10 protein-coding genes are annotated in these 18,921 nt (G+C 45.4%); 5 read left to right on the top strand and 5 right to left on the bottom strand.

The window, feature by feature from the left end; all coding sequences use genetic code 11:
* Window positions 1–16 precede the first annotated feature (16 nt).
* The 5 genes from pstC to M886_RS07420 form a co-directional block, all read right to left on the bottom strand.
* Complete coding sequence (pstC, locus tag M886_RS07440; protein ID WP_048044713.1) at window positions 17–907, bottom strand: phosphate ABC transporter permease subunit PstC; 891 nt, start codon at window positions 905–907, stop codon at window positions 17–19.
* Between the two features lie 46 nt (window positions 908–953).
* A complete protein-coding gene (locus tag M886_RS07435) occupies window positions 954–1,862 on the bottom strand; it encodes a PstS family phosphate ABC transporter substrate-binding protein (protein WP_011033937.1) in 909 nt (302 codons plus the stop codon).
* Window positions 1,863–2,379: 517 nt separating this feature from the next.
* Window positions 2,380–5,181 carry a DNA-directed DNA polymerase gene (locus tag M886_RS07430; protein WP_048050961.1) on the bottom strand — a complete coding sequence of 934 codons (2,802 nt, stop codon included), beginning with the start codon at window positions 5,179–5,181 and terminating at the stop codon, window positions 2,380–2,382.
* 108 nt (window positions 5,182–5,289) lie between these two features.
* Window positions 5,290–7,368, bottom strand: coding sequence for a putative cobaltochelatase (locus M886_RS07425; RefSeq protein ID WP_048050960.1), 2,079 nt, complete (start codon window positions 7,366–7,368; stop codon window positions 5,290–5,292).
* 20 nt (window positions 7,369–7,388) lie between these two features.
* Window positions 7,389–9,083 carry an S-layer protein domain-containing protein gene (locus M886_RS07420; protein WP_230624991.1) on the bottom strand — a complete coding sequence of 565 codons (1,695 nt, stop codon included), beginning with the start codon at window positions 9,081–9,083 and terminating at the stop codon, window positions 7,389–7,391.
* Window positions 9,084–9,499: 416 nt separating this feature from the next.
* Here M886_RS07420 and M886_RS07415 point away from each other — a divergent pair, with 416 nt between their 5' ends.
* The 5 genes from M886_RS07415 to M886_RS07395 are packed head-to-tail and all read left to right on the top strand — an operon-like array spanning window position 9,500 to window position 18,902.
* Window positions 9,500–10,093, top strand: a complete 594-nt coding sequence (locus tag M886_RS07415; RefSeq protein ID WP_048036335.1) for a hypothetical protein — start codon at window positions 9,500–9,502, stop codon at window positions 10,091–10,093.
* A 55-nt stretch (window positions 10,094–10,148) separates the two neighbouring features.
* On the top strand, window positions 10,149–11,669 hold the full coding sequence (locus tag M886_RS07410; protein ID WP_048050959.1) for a PQQ enzyme repeat domain protein: 1,521 nt from the start codon (window positions 10,149–10,151) through the stop codon (window positions 11,667–11,669).
* Between the two features lie 4 nt (window positions 11,670–11,673).
* Window positions 11,674–13,392: a WD40 repeat domain-containing protein gene (locus tag M886_RS07405; protein ID WP_048050958.1), complete on the top strand. Its 1,719-nt coding sequence runs from the start codon at window positions 11,674–11,676 to the stop codon at window positions 13,390–13,392.
* 9 nt (window positions 13,393–13,401) lie between these two features.
* Window positions 13,402–17,316: a cobaltochelatase subunit CobN gene (cobN, locus tag M886_RS07400; protein ID WP_048050957.1), complete on the top strand. Its 3,915-nt coding sequence runs from the start codon at window positions 13,402–13,404 to the stop codon at window positions 17,314–17,316.
* 11 nt (window positions 17,317–17,327) lie between these two features.
* The gene (locus M886_RS07395; protein ID WP_048040863.1) at window positions 17,328–18,902 is read left to right on the top strand and encodes a hypothetical protein; all 1,575 of its coding nucleotides are present in this window, start codon (window positions 17,328–17,330) and stop codon (window positions 18,900–18,902) included.
* The last annotated feature ends 19 nt before the right edge of the window (window positions 18,903–18,921 follow it).

The following is an 18,921-nucleotide window of genomic DNA, read 5'->3' as shown; positions in this document are numbered from 1 at the left end:
GTACTTAGTTCCACTTTCAGTCCACCTTAAACCTGTATCTTTTTTTGACCATATCCGCAATCAGGTTAATCAGAAAAGTTATGATGAAAAGGACAGACCCAACCGCAAAGAGGGCATGGAAGTGCGCGCTTCCCTGAGGGACTTCACCCATCTCAAGTGCGATTGTGGCAGTCATTGTTCTTACAGGGTCCAGAATGCCGCCGGGAAAAGAAGGAATTACTGCAGTGTTTCCAGTTACCATCATAAGGGTCATTGTCTCCCCTATTGCCCTCCCAATGCCGAGCATCACAGCAGCTGAAATTCCGGAGAGAGCTGCAGGCACTATGACCTTGTAAATAGTCTGCCACCTTGTTGCCCCCAGAGCAAGCGAACCCTGCTTGATAGTACTGGGAACCGAACTTATAGCGTCCTCAGAAATGGTAATTATTGTGGGGAGAGCCATGATTCCGAGCATTATGGAACCTGTAAGAGCAGTCTGTCCGGTAGGCAGGTTGAATATATTCTGAACTGCAGGAACCAGGATGACAAGCCCGAAGAAACCGAATACAACAGAAGGAATACCTGCGAGAATCTCAATAAAAGGTTTCAGGGCATCCGCAACCTTTGGGGGCGCAATTTCAGAGATATAAATGGCAGCAGCAATTCCCAGAGGTACTGCAAAAAAGATTGCTCCGGCAGTAACTATAAGAGAACCGAAGAAGAGAGGCAATAATCCGAACTGCCTGTTAACTGATGTTGGATACCAGAACTTTCCTGTGAGGAAGTCCAGAAGGGACGTTGCTTTAAAGAGAAGTAAACTGTCCCTGAACAAAAAAAGGCATATAAGGAAAAGGATGACAACCGTAAGGGCACTTACTGAGAAAAGCACCGACTCAATCGTCTTCTCCTTATAATTCCTGCGAAACATGTTTTTACCTTAAAGTGGTTTTACTGTAACAGCTTGTAGGCTTTTATTACTGATCTGCAGGGAAGTACCCTACTTCAGTTACCAGGCTCTGTCCTGTTTCGCTGAGTACAAAGTCAACGAACTCCTTTGTCAAGCCTGAGGGTTCACCATTGGTGTAGAAGTAAAGAGACCTTGAAAGAGGGTATGCACCGCTGAGGATGTTTTCAGGACTTGGGGTTTCAGGGCCGTTTCCTGCATCCAGGCTTAAGGCTTTTACACTTTGATCAAGGTATGCAACACCGATATATCCGATTGCATTGGGATTCTGAGAAACTTCCCCAACTATTCCCCCTGTTGCAGGCTGGGTAAGTGCATCAGGTCTATATTCATCTCCCTGTAAAACCTCTTCCTTGAAATATTCGTAAGTACCTGAACTGCTGTCCCTGGAAATCACCACAATCTTCCTGTCTTCTCCACCTACGTCCTTCCAGTTGCTGATGCTTCCATTGTAGATGCCGCGCAGCTGGTCAAAGGTAAGTTCAGAAACAGGGTTCCCGGGGTTAACAACAACTGAAATGCCGTCATAGGCAATTGTTGTCTCCACAGGGGTGATGCCGTTAGACTGAGCAGCTTCTATTTCTTCGGCTTTAATTTCTCGGGATGCTGCAGCAATGTCGACTTCACCATCAATGAGAGCTGTAATCCCAACACCCGACCCACCACCGGTGACAGTTACACTTTTGTCAGGGTTTTCAAGCATGAATTCTTCAGCTTCAGCCTGAGCAAGGGGGAGAACCGTATCTGAACCTTTCAGAGTAATACTCCGGGATTCAGCCCCGGGAACTTCCCCTGAAGAGGTTTCTTCACCCTGAGAAGAACTTTCGCCATTTTCATTTCCGGTACATCCAATTCCCAGAAATACAAGTCCAAACACCAGTAACGTGAGGATTGCATATGTTTTTAATTTATTTACCATGTTACACATACTCCATTAAACAAATAACAATAAACTAACAATCTATAATCTACAATATCATTTATCGTACAGGAGGTAATAAAAAGAGAGAAATATATAAGGATTCTCCACATATAATATATTGAGATATATATAAGGAGTCCAGCCCCAGTAATCTATTTAACTATATAGCAAGTATGTAAAGCATATAGCTAAGATAAAACTTGCCAAAAAAGTAAAAGACTAATTGTTAAAAGAATAAAAAACATACCAGCTCAGTATATTCACACTTAGGAACACTTCTCCTGCCCCCGAAAGTTTATTATTCCTCAAAAGTTGCGGAGGGCCTCTCCAGCCTTTCTGGCGTCTTCAAAAAAAGAGATGACTGCGAGAAATGGATTAAAAAATATCCAGATTATTTTCAAAGAAGAGTAATTTTAATCAAAGAAGGGCAATTTTAATCAAATGAGGGTAATTTTAATTATTCAGCAGATCCGAAGCTATCTGGTGTTATTATTTTCTGGTTTTTCCTTTTTCTTTAGAAGTCAAACAGTGAACGCTGCTCTGCACGTCCGTTTTCCTGACATGGGACCTTTTCTTCCTGCACGATTCCTGTTATTTTATGGGAGGGAACTTTTTGGTTTTCCTGTTTTTTCACTCCGGGCTCTTTAACTTCAAAATCGAAGAGGCCTTTTTGTTTAGAGTCAAAGTCAAGAGATGAAACATTGACCCCGAAGACTTCCAGTATGCGTTCAACAGGAGGCAGGATCTGTTTCTTAACGTAATAATCAACATCAAGAGGAACATTATGTTCCCGGACATAATCAGGGTCCTCAGCGCGGTCTACAAAAAGACCTTTCCCTGCCACGATGACAAAAGGAATCCTTGTCCCTATTGAAGGCATGACCCCTGTCCGTTTTTTCAGGTTTTCCGCAACTGTGAGGTGAGGCTGCTTATTTTTGTAACTGTCCGTTCTCCGGGTAAGTGTCCGGGTAAGGACAAGTTTCTCAATGATACCTGCATCTTTCCCCGGGTCAAGGTTTCTGACATCACTGACCACGTTACGTACATGTTCTACAGCCCCGTCAACGTCACCTTTTATAAGCACAAGCTTGAGGACTTCATTAAGTGTAATGGAGGTCAGTTCACACCAGTCCCTGCGAACGGTTTCCATTCCTTTGACCTTGATTTTGTTTTCCCAGCCAGAGTTTCTGGGTTCAAAAAGCCAGAGAGCATAGCGCTTCTTTGCAATGAGCAGGGCGCGTTTTGCAATTGCCTCAAATTCAAGTTCCATGGGGTCCGGAAGAGATGCCGACACAATTTGGGACAATCTGTTCCCTACAAGGCTTACATCTTCAAGGGAAAGGTCTCCTTCTGACCTGCAGTGTACAAAAACACTATCCGTGTCCCCATAAGCAACTGACAGATCAATTACTCTGTCCTGAGGGGAAATTTCTCCTGCTTCCTCAAGAAACAGGGCTGCGGAATCCCTGAGGACAATTTTTCCTATATCGTTATTGATGAGATCCCTGGTGTTGAGGATATTACTTCTCCCGAAGCTGGTTACAGCATTTGCAAGTGTCAGGCTGTAGAGCCTTGCCCTTGCATATCCCGAATAGCCGTAAAAACTATTCAGCAGGATTTTTATAGCTAGCTGGGTTGCATCAAGCACACGGTACTCATTTTTGTCTGAAGTCAGTCTCATCCTTTTCTTTGTCTCGCCCCTCTGGTTAAGAAGGTCTTCAAGGATGGAGGGGACAATTCCCCTGTAAACCTCGGGAGGCACGAATTCTCCCCCTGAAGGAGGCTTTATAGCTTCCCCGTCAGGCCGGTCCTTTGTCACAACAGTCGTATAACACAGGTTGTGAGCCATCATAATTGTAGGATAAAGGGACTTGTAGTCAAGGATGAGCACATTTTCCAGAAGCCCTTTTTTTGGCTCAAGAACTTCCCCGCCTTTCAGGTCAGAACTCATGTCATACCTTTCTGCCGAAAGTTCGTCTCCTGGCTTTGGAAGGATGACCCTATCTCTCAGCCCAAACTCCCTGAGAAGAAGGGTCTCAACCATGGAAGTCTGGCCTCCGTCAACGATTTCCTGGAGCAGGCTCCCGCTTACCTGGGCAAGGGCAATATATTTGTCAAGAAGCCTCAGGTTAAGTACGAGCTCAAGTGCAAGTTCAGCGTCCCTGCGTGCATAATCAACGAATTTAAGGAATTTCTCCCCGGAGTCATTCCAGTGCTCCTCCATTTCCAGCGGAGGGACATCAAGTTTCTCACGGCTCAGAAGCTCTTTTGAAACGGCTCTCAAAGTATACTGCTTCAGGCTGAAAGCTCTCCTTACAAGCGGGAGGGCATCAACAACCACCCTTCCTTTAACCTCAGTCCGAGTAATGAGCCCGAACCTTCTGTAACCTATATGGCTGCCGTCCCTGCCCACAACAGGATTGATGTTTTCCCCTTTTGCATTCAGGGCTTTGACCCTGTCAGTTATATAGGGGATATCGAAGTCCTGGTGGTTGTATCCTGCAACAATATCAGGGTCGTACTCGCAAATAATCTCGAAAAAGCGGTTTAACATATCGGTTTCGTCTTTGCATGGGAGGACGTCTCCGTTCATGCCGTCAGCAGGCTTTGCCAGCAGGATAAGTGTCTTATGCCCTTTATACTCAGGTTCGAAAGAGAAACTGATCATAATTATTGGAGAAACATCCGGAGAAGGCATCCCTCCGTCGAGGGGAAGACACTCGATATCAAAAGAAAGGTATTTCAGGGGAGCAATAGTCAGGTTTTCAACCCTTTTTAGCTCAGACCCGAATATTGAAGTGTCACATGCAAACTTTTCGCAGCGGGAGTTTCCTGCAGAGCCTGCTCTTAAGTACCTGGCAGGGTCAACAGGCTTTCCTTCTGCAGAAATCCATACCATGCCTCCAAGGTTTCTGTCAATTAAAAAGCGGTTTCTGAAAAGAATATCACTCTCATAAACCTGCCAGTCACCTTCAGCTTTCAAAACATCCTGGATCTTCAGAACTTCGTCCCTTATCTCAGGAACATCCCTTGGCAGGCTGGTAGTAATCCTGAGCATTTTTGTTTTCGTTTTCTGGTACCCTACAGGCTCGAACTTTTCGATGATTTCGACCTTTTTGACCTGCTCAAAAGTATCCTTAATAAGCCGTGCTACAGCGTGCAGGTCTCCTGAGGCCTTGAGGTAAAAGTAAGGCTCAAAATCCGGGACAAAGCAGCATACACTTTTTCCGTCCGCCCCCCTGCCAAAGAGGCGGATGACAGGTCTACTGTCAACGATTTCGTAATCTGCATCCAAGATCTGAAAATCCATAGGCATGGTTTAAAGCTTAAGATAGACATATAGCTTTTGTTGTATTTTTGAGAAATGAAGCCTCACCCTGAAAAAGCTCTCCAGACCCGAAAAAATATAAGAATCTTAATAAACTCAAACTGAAGAAACGCCGGGATGCATCATGATTTCAAACGGGGCTGAAGCTCTAACAGCATTAACTATAGAATCTGCTTTTAAATTTTCAAGAGTGAGGTAGGTAGCTCCAAGAGCTGTGGAGATCTGCTGTGCAAACCCGAACTTAATCATACTGTTTTCCGTATCAATTACGGCGGACTGGATGCCTTCCTCCTTTAACCTGGATGCTATTGTGATTATTTCATGGAGAGGAGGTTCGCCGTTCATGCTTACATTTGCCCTGCCGTCAGAGATAAGGACCATAAAAGGGCAGGTGTCAGGGTCACGCCTGAGTTCGCTTTTTATAATCTCATACCCCTTTACAAGCCCCCTGGAAATCGGAGTCTTCCCTCCCGTGGGCATCTCCTGAAGATATTTTTGAGCCAGTTCTATACTGGAAGTCGGAGGCAGCAACAGTTCTGCGCTATCTCCTTTAAATGCGATAAGCCCTACTCTGTCCCGTTTCTGGTAAGCATCCATCAGCATGGAAAGGACCGCACCTTTGGACGCAACCATTCTCTGCCTGGCTCCCATGGAACCGCTGGCATCCACCACAAAAAGGACAAGGTTGCCAATCTTTTTCTCACGAATTTTTTTTCTTAAGTCAGGATCATGAATTATTATGGAATTTCCGTTCTTTTCCCTTGTGAGCTGATAAGGAGCAGCTGCCCTGAGAGTAGCATCGAAGGCAAGGTCTGTGGTTTTTTCATGAGGAATTGCACTCTTTATATACCTGCCCTGTCTGGAACTGGTAAAGGTTTTACTTCGCCTGCCCGACCCTTTCCGGTCAGCCCTGATAAATTCAGGAGCAAGCTGTTTTATCTGATAGTTTTCCCCTGTAGCAAAAATAGTTTCTGAAGAGGCATCAGGCTGCCCTTCGGCATTGCTCTGTGCGTTTTCCGGCTGCTGCCCTTCCGGGTGTTCGTGAGTTTTTTCAGGGTTTTCTTTACGGTCCTGCTTCTGCTGTTCCTGATTATTTTGATCTCTACTTTGGTCTTTCTCTTTATTCTTCTCTTTCTGTTTTTCCCTGTGTTTTTCAATGCTTTCATCCAGCTTATCCTGTTTGTCGGAATGAGAATCAAAAGGTTTTCTGCGCATGCGGTGAGAAAGCACAAGTTCTGCAGCTTCTTTTACGTCTTCTTCAAGAACGTCAGCCCTCCCGTTAAAAGCTGAAAGAGTGATTGAGGTTTTCATCATTGTTATGTCTGCCCTGTGCCCGTCAACACCCATATCAACGCAGATCTGGCTGATCAGCTCAAGCATATCATCCGAAATCCGGACTTCGGAAAGAAGCTGTTTCGCGGTGAGGATCTGTCCGCAAAGCTCGGTTTCGGCAGCCTGCCAGTTTGCTGCAAAGCCCTCAGGGTCTGCCTCGTAACTGAGCCTGTATTTTATAAGCTCAACCCTTCTGGAAACATCACTGATGCCTTTTACATCCACACATAAGCCGAAACGGTCAAGAAGCTGAGGACGCAGTTCCCCTTCCTCAGGGTTCATGGTGCCCACGAGCACAAAGTTTGCAGGATGGGAGTAAGAAATCCCTTCGCGCTCAACAGTATTTACCCCCATTGCCGCAGAGTCAAGAAGTACATCTACAATGTGGTCATCCAGGAGGTTGATCTCGTCCACGTACAGGATGCCCCTGTGAGCCATTGCAAGCACACCCGGCTCAAAACGTTTTTCTCCTTTTTTAATAGCATGTTCAATATCAAGGGTTCCGACAACTCTGTCCTCGGTGGCGCTTACGGGGAGGTCCACTACCTTCATTTTTATCCGGGAAACTCTCAGGTTTCCTGCATTTAGTTTTCCAAGGCATTCCTCACACAGTTCTTTTTGATATTGAGGATTGCATTTGAATTTACAGCCCTCAACGACTTCGATTTCAGGCAGGAGGTTTGCAAGGGCCCGTACTGCCGTTGATTTGGCAGTGCCTTTTTCCCCTCTGACAAGGACTCCGCCAAGTTTAGGGTTAATGAGATTCAGGACAAGGGCTTTTTTCATTTTCTCCTGCCCGACTATGGCGGTAAAGGGATAGACAGCAATATTATGGTTCTTCATATTTTTGCCCCGGTTTATTTTCAGACTCCTATCAGGTATTCTTCAATACTCATAGCCGGTATGGACCAGCTTGAAACGGACGGAAGGATGGACCTTACATTTTCCACCTTATTCATGTAAGGGTAAAAGGTAACAAAGAGATTCCCCGCGGTCTTCTTTTCAAACCTTCCAATCCAGATATCCTCCGTTACATTGATATCCGAACCGGACCAGACCACATGCTTATTTTCGAGCCTGAGTTTCGGATATGTTTCAACAATAGTAAGCTCTCCGTACTCCTTTCCGTAATTCAGCTCAAGCGGGCTGTCAGAGAAGTGCAGGAGGTGTTTCAGGTTAACAGCAGAGAGTTCATCCCCCTGTATTACACTGTCAACATATACTGAAAAAAGGGGCACCTCCACACCATTTAATTCCTTTTTGTAGAGGAAAGTGTGAGTTCCCAGGTCAGCGGATTTACCGGGAGAGATTATGCTTGAATAAACCGGGAGTTTGTTCCTGGAAAGAGTGAGGCAGGCTTTATCCGATGCCAGATCTGTAACTTTCAGGATATACCCTTCTTTTAGGTCGTATTCTTCATTCGGGTAGAGGATTTTCTCATCTTCTTCCAGAAGGATATTTACAATACCTCTATCAGTTCCGAGATATGCGTATTCTTCACCGTTCCAGCCAAGCACTGAGTATCCCTGATTAAACCAGTCTGTCCCGTAATCCATCATTTCCGGGTTTTCATAAGTTACCTTAACAGGCAGGGATTCATAAACAAGGCCTCCTTCAGGAACCCAGTCGTTTCCGGCGTCAAGCGTTATGCTGAGGCTTTCCGTACTGAGGTCGTATTCCGGGTCATAGAATAGCATGCCAAAAGAATCTGCTGTCCAGTTGCAGGAGTCAGGATAGGAATCGGACCGGTTTACAGTTAAGGATGTGCCCCTGATTTTATACGATTTTATAGTGTCCTGGGTCATGTTGTAAGAACATGCCCTGTAAACAGTATCAGCAACTCTCAAATCAATCAGGTTGTCAAGGACGGTTATGTGGTCCCCGGGCTGCATCCTGATAGGTGCTTTGTTTTTCAATTCGATACTCTTATTTGTAACTGAGCTGACTTCGAACTTTCCGTATTCATCCCCTTTTTCAATCCTGCGAGGAGTATCCGAATAATGGTTTACGCTTTTAAGGCGCACTATCGGGTCCCTGCTGTCAAGAACCTTTTCCAGGGTCCCTTCAAGGATAACATATTCTTTGCCGTCGACCTCTGTCGTGAAATTAAATTTGGAACCCTCTTCCACGGTTTTTGTGGTAACCTGCTCGGAATTTTTCTGGAGCTCGAGAAGGGCATAATTCCCGTTTATGCCCTGAAGAACCAGTTTACATCCGTGCCCGAGATCAAAATCGTTTCCCCTTTGAAGATCACGGCTTCCGGAACTGATGAGGCTCTCACTGAGCAGCCCGTCCTCAAGAACCTTATATTTCTTCCCAAAAAAAGCAGTTGAACCGGAAGTGATTTTGGAAGTATAGATTGCGTCTCCGGTGTCAATAAACCCGTCTTCGGCAAAAGTAAGCTCCAGAGTTTCATAATATGTTCCTGAAGTTGTTGAATAATAAAACCCCGGGCAATTTTCCGCATTGAGAATGTGATGGTCTCCCGCTGCGATGCTTATAAGCTGGCCCCGCTGTTCAATAGCACCCTCTGAAGGAATGGTAATAAATAAAACCACTATTAGAAAAAAAATTGAATACTTAAATGGTAAAATAATACGATTATCATCAATAATATCCATAAGAATAGCATGAATAGTATTACTAAATAATCTTTTCTTTTTTATTTCACGAAATCAAAAAAACTTGAAAGAAAAAATAGATTCAAATCCAGTATATTTTTGAAAAAATGCCCATTTACCTATAAGACGCAAATGAGGAAGTAAAGTCTTCAGATCCTGAAAAATAGAAAAATTCAAAATAAAGAGTCAGTGAAATTTGATCACAATTATAACCTGAGGTCCATTTTTTTGCAAATATGATTTTTAAAATTATTCCTAATTAGTAATCAGAATATTAAAAAAAGTATGAATATATTTGCAGAATTTAAGATTATTTAGAAATATTTATTACCTACTAACAATGACTATTTTTTATGCCTTCAGGAAAAAAAGCCATTCCGGGATTAATATTCCTCCTCTTTGCAGTCCTGATAATACTGTACTTTCAAACAGCAACTGATGAGAAAATAATTTATGAGGAAAATTTTGAGGACAGATCCGGGATCGAAGGAGGCTTCCTCGGGTGCGAAGACAGCACACTTTATCTGGATACTCAAAACCCTGCACAGACCGGGGAAGGGGTATGGAATAAAAATATAAGCCTGTCTCCCGGAAAAATCTCATGGAACTGGGAAGGGCAGGATACGGATAACTTCAGCCTCTGGTTAAAGGTCTCATTCAGTGACCACAAATCTATTTATTATGTTGCAGCAGGGAGCAGGAACCCACGGTCTGAAGGCGAATTTTACCGGGATGAGGAAAACAGGAGGCGTTTTTCTCCTTCAGTCGTAATCTCCGGAATCCCCATGGGTCTGGTTGAAAGAGATATCATTACGGATTATACCGGTTATTGCGGTCCTGCTGAAAATATAAAGATTGTGAAAATGAGTGCAGGGTTTGTAGACAACAGCACAGATCACACGAACCTGTTGAAGATTTCAGACCTGAAAATCCACGGAAAAGCGTAAAATCAGTCAAAATAGCCTGAAAACCAGATAGCCTGAAAACCAGAGGGATCTGAAAATGAAAAAAAGCAGTATAGCATTGATACTATTATTTGAATTTATTTTATTGACAGTTTCAGGATGCATATCTTCCGATATAATGTCTTCAGGTAATGTGTCTTCTGACAGCACATCTCCGGATGAAGGCGAAGGAAATGCAGGGGAAAACTCACGCAATGTACTGAATCAGATAGATACGGCATCTTATGAAAAATCTTCGCCTTATCTTTACTGGGAGTATGAGCTTGGGGACATAACTCCGGAAAACATAAGTGAAGGACGGGGGAACACTCAGGACTGTGTAAGGTTTACCACAGACGGAAAATATCTAGCTGCAGGGACAGGAAAAGACCTCACTGTTCTTGATGTGGCAGGTAAAAATGTTCTCTGGAAAAAGGCTCTTAAAGGAAATATTTCAGACCTTTCTTTTTCAATAGACGGAAAGTACCTCATTGCTGGAGAGAGAAGCGCTGACGGCTGCATATATTCCTTTGATGCCAGCACTGGTGAAGAGATACACCGTTACAGGACTGCAGATGACCTGGGGACAGACGAGAACTACAGAAACCAGCCCTGCATATACAAAATAAAGACTTCTGATGATGCCGTGTATATTGCAGCAGGGAGATACTGGAAAGATTCCGGATATGAGCTGGCTTCAAGGGTTTACAGGTTCAGTCCTGATGGCAATCTGTCCTGGAAACTTCCGGCAGCAGAAAATTACCCCAGAAGTGTAAACTGGATAGATTCAAGCCTGGACGGAAAAAATGTTGTTTTTTCAACGGGAGACTGGACAAATTCCCTTGAAACAGGTGCGGTAATTTACTCTGTGGATGAAAGAGGGAGTTTACGCTGGAAATACGAAATCCCGCCTCTAAGGCCTTATTTTGTCTCTGCAGCAGTCTGGCACGGGCTTGATATTTCGGATGACGGTTCCATAATAACTGCTTTTACAGGGGACGGAAGAAAATATCTGTTTTACGACTCCGAGATGAAAAAACCTGGAGACGGAAAATCCGAATGGCACTCCGCAAAATATCAGTCCAATGTGACAGCCCCGGAAGAGCTTGAAGGCAGCGTCATCTACGCCTATGGCGAAAACGCGAAAATCGCATCTGAAGATGAAATACTCTACCTTACAGGTGCCACACTTCCTGCATATTATCCCGGAAACGTCCCTATGGCATACCCACTTGAAAACTCACTCGTATCATGCGATGCCGAAACAGGAGAGACTTCCTGGACATACAACCTCGGAGGACGCTGTGCAGGAATTTTTTACTCTCCCGATGAGAGGTTCTTTGCCCTGACAGTCGGAAAAGATACCTCATCAGGCAATACTCAGGTCCATGGAATCCATGTATTCGATTCCCGGAAACCCGGAAATGGGAACTCAAAACTGCTCTGGACTTTCAAGACCGAAGGGGTTGTTGCAGATGCTGCAATTTCTTCAGACTGTACCGTAGCTGCGGTTGAACTTCCTCTAAAACTCAAAAACGGGGATGTAACCGGAAAACACAGGTTAATAATTGTCAGGTGAGAGAATGAGATGGAAATATTTGGTAGTCCTGCTTATTGTGATTTTACTGGCTTCGGGATGTGCTGAAAAAAGCCAGGGGCCTGGAGCCAGCGCAGCTTTTCAGGAGCCGGAGTCAGATACTCAGGATACTGAGAAAACAGGCAATTCCGAAGAAGGAGTCCACATAGACTCAGTGGTTTTCTCAAGGGCTGGGGCTCTGCTTACTCTGAAAGATGAGGCAGAAATTTCGGAAATAAGGGTTTACTCTGAAAGCGAAGAGATAGCTTCTCAGGAGATCGGAAAAAACAAAGACAATGTTTTTGTTTCCTTTAACTGGGACCCTGAAGCCCGGTACAGGTTTGAAGTGATTACAGGTTCAGGGGCATCCGGCACTATAGAAGCATACGCCCCTTCAAAACCCGCCCTGAAAAAGGAGTATACAATAGAGCTTGAAGATGTAACTCCGGGAGATATCGAAAAAACCTCAACAAACGTGGAAGGTGCGTTAAAATTTTCTCCTGACAGCGAATATCTAGCCATAGGGACAAATGGAGGCTCTCTTAAACTCATAAAGGTAGCAACAGGTGAAAAGGTGTGGGAAAAACAGCTCGTTAAAGGGATAGCGGACGCAAGAATAGCAGACATAGAGTTTTCAGAAGACGGCAAACGCCTTTTTGTGGGAGAAGAAAGCCCTGATGCTTTCCTCTATTGTTTTGACCTTGAAGGAGCTGAAATCTGGAAATATGGAGCAGGTAAGGAACTGGGTTCGGACCTCAAGTACATGCCTGCCATGAAAAAGATAAAACTTGACTCGGAAGGGAATATTTACGTCGCTGCAAGCAGGGCATGCGGTTATATCGGTGAGAAATACAAATACCTAGCAAGAGTCTATTCCTTTGACCCTGAGGGCAACCTGCGCTGGAAATTCCCGGAATCAGAATACATGGACTCTGGAGTTACATGGATTGATGCCACTCCTGATGGGAAATACGCTGTTTTTGGCACCACCTGTTTTACAGAAACAGAAAAATGGAGAGAAGGCACTGTCCATGTCCTGAACGGAAACACGGGACAGGAGCACTGGAGCTACCAGATCCAGCCTGTTGAACCGTTTTTTGACTATTCCGCAATCTGGTACAGCACGCAGATCACTCCTGACGGGGAAAAGCTGATAACAATGACAAGCGACGGCAGGGCTTTTTTATTCAATAATTCCCGGATCATAGAGACCGGGACCCCGGAAATTGCATGGCAGCAGAACATTTCAACCCCTATAGTCGTGAGTGGAGTCCCTATCTACGGCAGTGCTAACTATGCTTACATTGTCAATGACACCCTTATATTTTCAATAGGTAGCACCTTCTCCAAAGACAAAAACAAAGATGCACCCTTTGAACACCCGAGCGGAAACAGCCTTTTTGCGTATGATTATGACGGCAACCTGCTCTGGAAATGGAGAGTTGACGGGTATGCAGGGGAGTGTGCAGTAAATGACCGCTACCTTGTGATCCCGCTTGCCCAGAACCTGGTAACCGAAGACAGAAGTGTACACGGAGTGTATGTCTTTGACGCATCAAAAAGCGGAGGCGCAAGTTCAAGGCTCATCCAGACCTACAATACCGAAGGAATAACGGTCTCTGCTGATATCTCACCCGACGGCAGGTATATTGCAGCCCTGGAAGCCCCTTCAAGGCTTGACGACGGCACGGTTCTCGGAGAATATAAAGTGCATATCCTGACCTGAGGGGAAAGTATGAAAATCGTGTCAGTAACGTGGAATTCATACATTCCCACCCTTTTAAGGGCAGCAGAAGAACTTGGAATAGAGCTTGAGGCTTATTATTCAAAAATCCTTGAAGAAAACCCTGAAGAAGCCGAAAACGTGCTCATTGCGTGCGAGCATGCTGATGCTATCTTTCTTTACCACATAGCCAATCCCTTCTGGGAGGATTTTTATAAAAGACTTGAACCGCTGAAAGCAGATAGACCCTTAATCTGTGTTGGAAGTAACCCCTCAAGTTTCACCCTTTCATCAGTAAAACTCGAAATCGCAGCCACATGTTTTTCGTATATGATTTACGGAGGGGAAGAAAACTTCAGCAACATGCTCAGGTACCTCTTAAAAGAGGTTTTCGGAGCTGAAACCGAAGCAAAACCTCCGAAAAAGATACCCTGGGACGGGCTCTATCACCCGGATGCGGGGGAAATGTTCTCAAATATCCGGGATTACCTGAACTGGTACGGGCCCCTGAAGGATAAAACCGTAGGGATTCTCATCTCAAGGACTTCCTGGGTAAATAATGAGCTTGAAATTGAGAAAGCCCTTATCAGGGATTTTGAAAAACTGGGTTTATCCGTCATTCCTGTTTTTGCATACTCTCTGAAAGATGAGGAACTTGGAAGCAGGAGTATGGAAGAAGTCATAGAGGACTATTTCATGGAAGGAGGCAGCCCCATCATAGACTGCCTTGTGAAGCTTTCTCCATTTTTTATTGCCAGCAGCAAGGCAAAAGAAAGGGAAGCCTCATGTGCAGCACAGGGCGTAGAGCTGCTCAAAAAACTCGATGTCCCGGTTTTCCAGCCTGTAATTTCACATTATATGACCATAGAACAATGGCGGGAGTCGCAGGGCTTGAGTACTGAGATTGGGTGGAGTGTTGCTCTTCCTGAGTATGAGGGCGGGATTGAGCCCATCATAATAGGCGCAGGCAAAGCTGAAGAAAATTATATGGGGCGCTTCCCTATCCAGGACCGCTGCTCAAAGCTGACATCCAGGATATTAAAATGGATAGAACTCAGGAAAAAGCCAGTTGACCGGATAAAAATCGCGTTTATCCTCCACAACAGGCCCTGTACGGGAGTTGAAGCTTCGATCGGAGATGCTGCCAACCTTGATTCCCTTGAAAGTGTGTCAAGAATCCTTCACAGAATGCAGGAAGCAGGTTACTCTGTTGACCCTCCCCGGGATGGCAAAGAGCTTATAGACACAATCCTGAGCAAAAAAGCAATTTCAGAGTTCAGGTGGACTCCCATTAACGAAATAGTAAAGAATGGCGGAGCCCTCGCTTTTGTGGAGAAGGAAGAGTACGAGAAATTTTTCAATGCCCTGAGCCCGAGTGTCAGGCAAAAGGTAATTGAAAGCTGGGGAAACCCTCCTGGAGAAGAGGTCAACGGCATCCCTGCTGCAATGGTCTACGAGAATAAAATTGTGGTAACCGGTGTACGGTATGGAAACGCTGTGGTCTGCGTACAGCCAAAACGGGGATGTGCAGGTTCAAGGTGTGACGGGAAGGTCTGTAAGATCCTGCACGACCCTGAAGTCCCCCCTACTCACCAGTATCTTGCAACCTACAGGTACCTTGAAAACACTTTTGGGGCTGATGTGCTCGTACATGTCGGAACCCACGGGAATCTTGAATTCCTTCCCGGAAAAGGCGTAGGGCTTTCCGAAGACTGTTACCCGGACATCGGAATCGGGACAATCCCCCATCTTTATATCTACAACTCCGACAACCCCCCGGAAGGCACAATCGCCAAACGTCGGAGCCTCGCCTGCCTTGTTGACCATATGCAGACTGTTATGACCTCAGGAGGGCTTTATGAAAGCCTTGCAGAGCTTGACAGGCTGCTTGGGGAATACGAACAGGTAAAACATGACAGAGGTAGAGAACATGCTTTAAAGCACCTGATCCTTGATGAGATTAAAAAATCGAACCTTGACTCCGAGATAAGAGCCGACCACGAGACTCCTTTTGAAGAAGTTATAAGAAAAGCGCATGAAGCCCTTGGTCGGATAAGAAACAGCCAGATCCACCACGGGATGCATATATTCGGGCAGATTCCCGAAGGCGAGAAAAAAGTAGAATTCATAAATTCGATTTTAAGGTATGATGACAAGGAAAGCATGGGAAACAGGGTTTCTATCCGTAGGCTTATCGCAGAAATCCTGGGGCTTGACCTTGACGAACTGATCACTGACCAGAGCCGGATATCGGAAAATGGGAAGTCAAATGGTCAGAGGCTTGAAGAGATTGATTCTCTTTCAAAAGACCTCATCAGGACATTCATAAATAGCCCGGAAAAAAAGCTGTCCTCGATAATCAGAGGGATATTTACAGGTCAGAACTTTGCAGAGAAGGGAATAAATCCCGCCATTTCTCAGAATCCTGAAGTTTCTCAAAATCCTGTCATCTTTCAGAATCCTGAAGTTTCTCAAAATCCTGCCATCTCTCAGAAAACTGCTGCAATCTGTGAAAGGGTCCTTGATCTTGAGTCAAGGATAGAAAAATCTCTGGAAATTGAGGCTCTTTTGCACGGCTTTGAAGGAAAATACATCCCTGCCGGTCCTTCGGGACTCATCATGCGCGGAAGAGATGACGTGCTGCCGACAGGAAGGAACTTCTATTCTCTTGACCCCAGAAGAGTGCCGACAAAAGCTGCATGGAGAGTTGGGCAGCAGCTTTCAGGGGTCCTGGTCGATAAACACCTCAGAGACGAGAAACGTTATCCAGAGAATGTGGGCTTTTACTGGATGGCAAACGATATCATGTGGGCTGACGGAGAGGGAATGGCACAGATAATGAGCCTGCTTGGGGTCGAACCGGTCTGGCTCAGCAACGGGCAGCTGAAGGGATTCTCCATTATCCCCCTCAAAGAGTTGGGCAGGTCCAGAGTTGATGTAACCGTAAGGGTTTCAGGAATTCTGAGGGACAACTTCCCTAACTGCCTGGAGGTAATAGATGAGGCAATTCAGGCTGTAGCTTCCCTTGATGAACCTGAAGAAATGAATTATCCAAAAAAACACAGCCTCAGGATGATTGAAGAAGGAGCTGATGCGAGAGGATCTACATTACGGATCTTTTCAAGCAAACCCGGCACCTATTCGGCAGGGGTACAGCTTGCAGTCTATGCAAGTGCCTGGAAGGATGAAAAAGACCTGGCAGACATCTTCCTTTACTGGAACGGTTATGCATATGGAAAAAATGTTAAGGGAGAGGAGGCTCATGCACAGCTTGCTTCAAGTCTTAAAACCGTTGATGCTACCTTCAACAAAGTGGTCAGTGACGAGTACGATCTCCTAGGCTGCTGCTGTTATTTTGGAGTCCACGGAGGGCTCACGGCTGCTGCAAAGCAGGCTTCGGGCAGGGATGTAAGAGTCTATTTTGGGGATACGAGAGAACCACAGCATGTTGAAGTAAGGGATATGGCAGATGAACTTCGCAGGGTAGTAAGGACCAGGCTCTTAAACCCGAAATGGATCGAAGGCATGAAACAGCACGGGTATAAAGGTGCACAGGACATTTCTAAAAGAGTTGGGAGAGTCTACGGCTGGGAAGCTTCCACGCAGGAAGTGGACGACTGGATCTTTGATGATATCACAAAGACATTCGTGCTTGATGAAGAAATGCGCAGGTTCTTTGAAGAAAATAACCCATATGCCCTTGAGGAAATGGCACGCCGCCTCCTTGAAGCGCAGTCAAGAGGGCTCTGGGACCCGGACCCCGAACTTCTTGAAGAGCTGAAAAACTCCTACCTCGAAATCGAGAGCTGGATGGAGGAGCTGGCAGGGGATGGAGAATTTCAGGGTGGATCTGTTGATATCGTGAGTTTTGAAGATGTCCCTGACTGGGACAGGAAAATGCAGGAAATCCGGAAAATCCTCAGATAAAGGGCTGCGGAATGAAAAACATAGCTTTTATCCTTCTCGTACTGATGCTTGTCTTACAGCCAGCCACAGCCCGGGCGCAGGAGGATTTTGAACCAGAAGAGATGACCTCATTTATGATTCAGGTCCCGCACGGCGTGGATGGAAGTGGGCTTGCAGTCGGAGGCAGTAACCTCTCTGCATACATCTTTTTTGAGAGCTATTACAGCGGGGATATGAATGTAACACTGGAGCTTGATTTACCTGAGGGTTTCGTACTCCAGGATACGCCTGTCCATTCTTTTTCGCTTCAGACCGAATATGATGACTGGTACAGGCTCGTGGATATCTATATTCCGGAGGATTTGCATTCCGGGACATATGATATAACTGCAACTGCAGTTGTTGATGTTAATGGAAATGAGCATACAATTGTACGCAGAACCCGGCTCAGGGTTGCTTCAAAAGAGGAAGTTGCAGACGAGATCACAATAACCGGAGTGATCGTCCCTTCAGATGAGGACGGATATGGTGATCCGAGCCATCCTTCCAATACCCTGGTAATCCGGGAAACATCTCCAGCTCTCAAAAAGCTTCTTAAGGTTACGGACCTCCGGATCGACAGGAAGGAGCTCACTTCAACCTTTATGGGAGTTGAGGTTTCCAATAAAGGAGAAAATACAATCCCTGTCGTTATCACCTATGATATCCTTGATATCAGGACAGGCGAGCCTGTAAAAACCTTCAAGCCCGCAATTCTGGGAATGAATGCAGATACCTTCTGCTATGCTGCGTTAACACTTCCTCCAGGCTCGAGTTCCCTGGTAAGCCTTCCACTCTACGTATCTGATAATGCGATGGGAGGGAACTACCTGTTGAGGGTAAAAGTAAAGATCACAGGAAGCGACTGGATTGCAGTAACAGAGGACCAGAAAATAACTGCAGTATCAAGGAAATGGGGGCCTATAATGATTACATTTGCCTCCTCACTGCTCGGACTGACCGCAGTTATCCTCTTTTTCTCAAGGTCAAAGGAGATAATGGACAGGTTCAAAACCCGCAACCTGGTGTTGATTTCCCTTTTCGGCACCGTTTCTTTTGCAGCCATAAACCTGCCAATGACTATACTGTGGGAGCTGTCGCACGCCATATTCGGGCCTTTCAGTTTTCTTTTTACCGGGCTCTTTCATGAAGTCCTTCTTTACATGCTCATTGCCTCCCTTGTTGTCCTGATCCCAAAGCCAGGGGTTATAAGCCTTTTCATGGTGGTCAGGTTCCTTCTCGGGGGCTTTATAACAGGAAGCTTCACCCCGATTACTTTTATAACATTATCCCTGAGTGCGGTAATTCTGGAGTCCATGATGTATGTTACTGGCATAACCGGCAAAACCCCGGACCCGGAGAACAGAGTAAGGATGGGAGTTGTCTGTGGAATTGCGGACATGGTCAGCGTGTATGCATCATTCAGTGTTTGGATGGTGCTTTATCGGCTGTTTTACAGCAACTGGTACATAATGGCTAATATCCTGATCGACGGGTTCCTCTACACCTTCATAGGAGCCTGGTTCGGGATAAGCCTTGGAAACAGACTGAAAAAGGTAGCAGAATAAGGCGGGAAAATAACAGTCG

Origin of the sequence: Methanosarcina soligelidi, assembly GCF_000744315.1 — an archaeon.
GTDB lineage: Archaea > Halobacteriota > Methanosarcinia > Methanosarcinales > Methanosarcinaceae > Methanosarcina > Methanosarcina mazei.
Note: the sequence above shows the minus strand (reverse complement) of the source record. Positions and strands in the feature narration are given on the sequence as shown.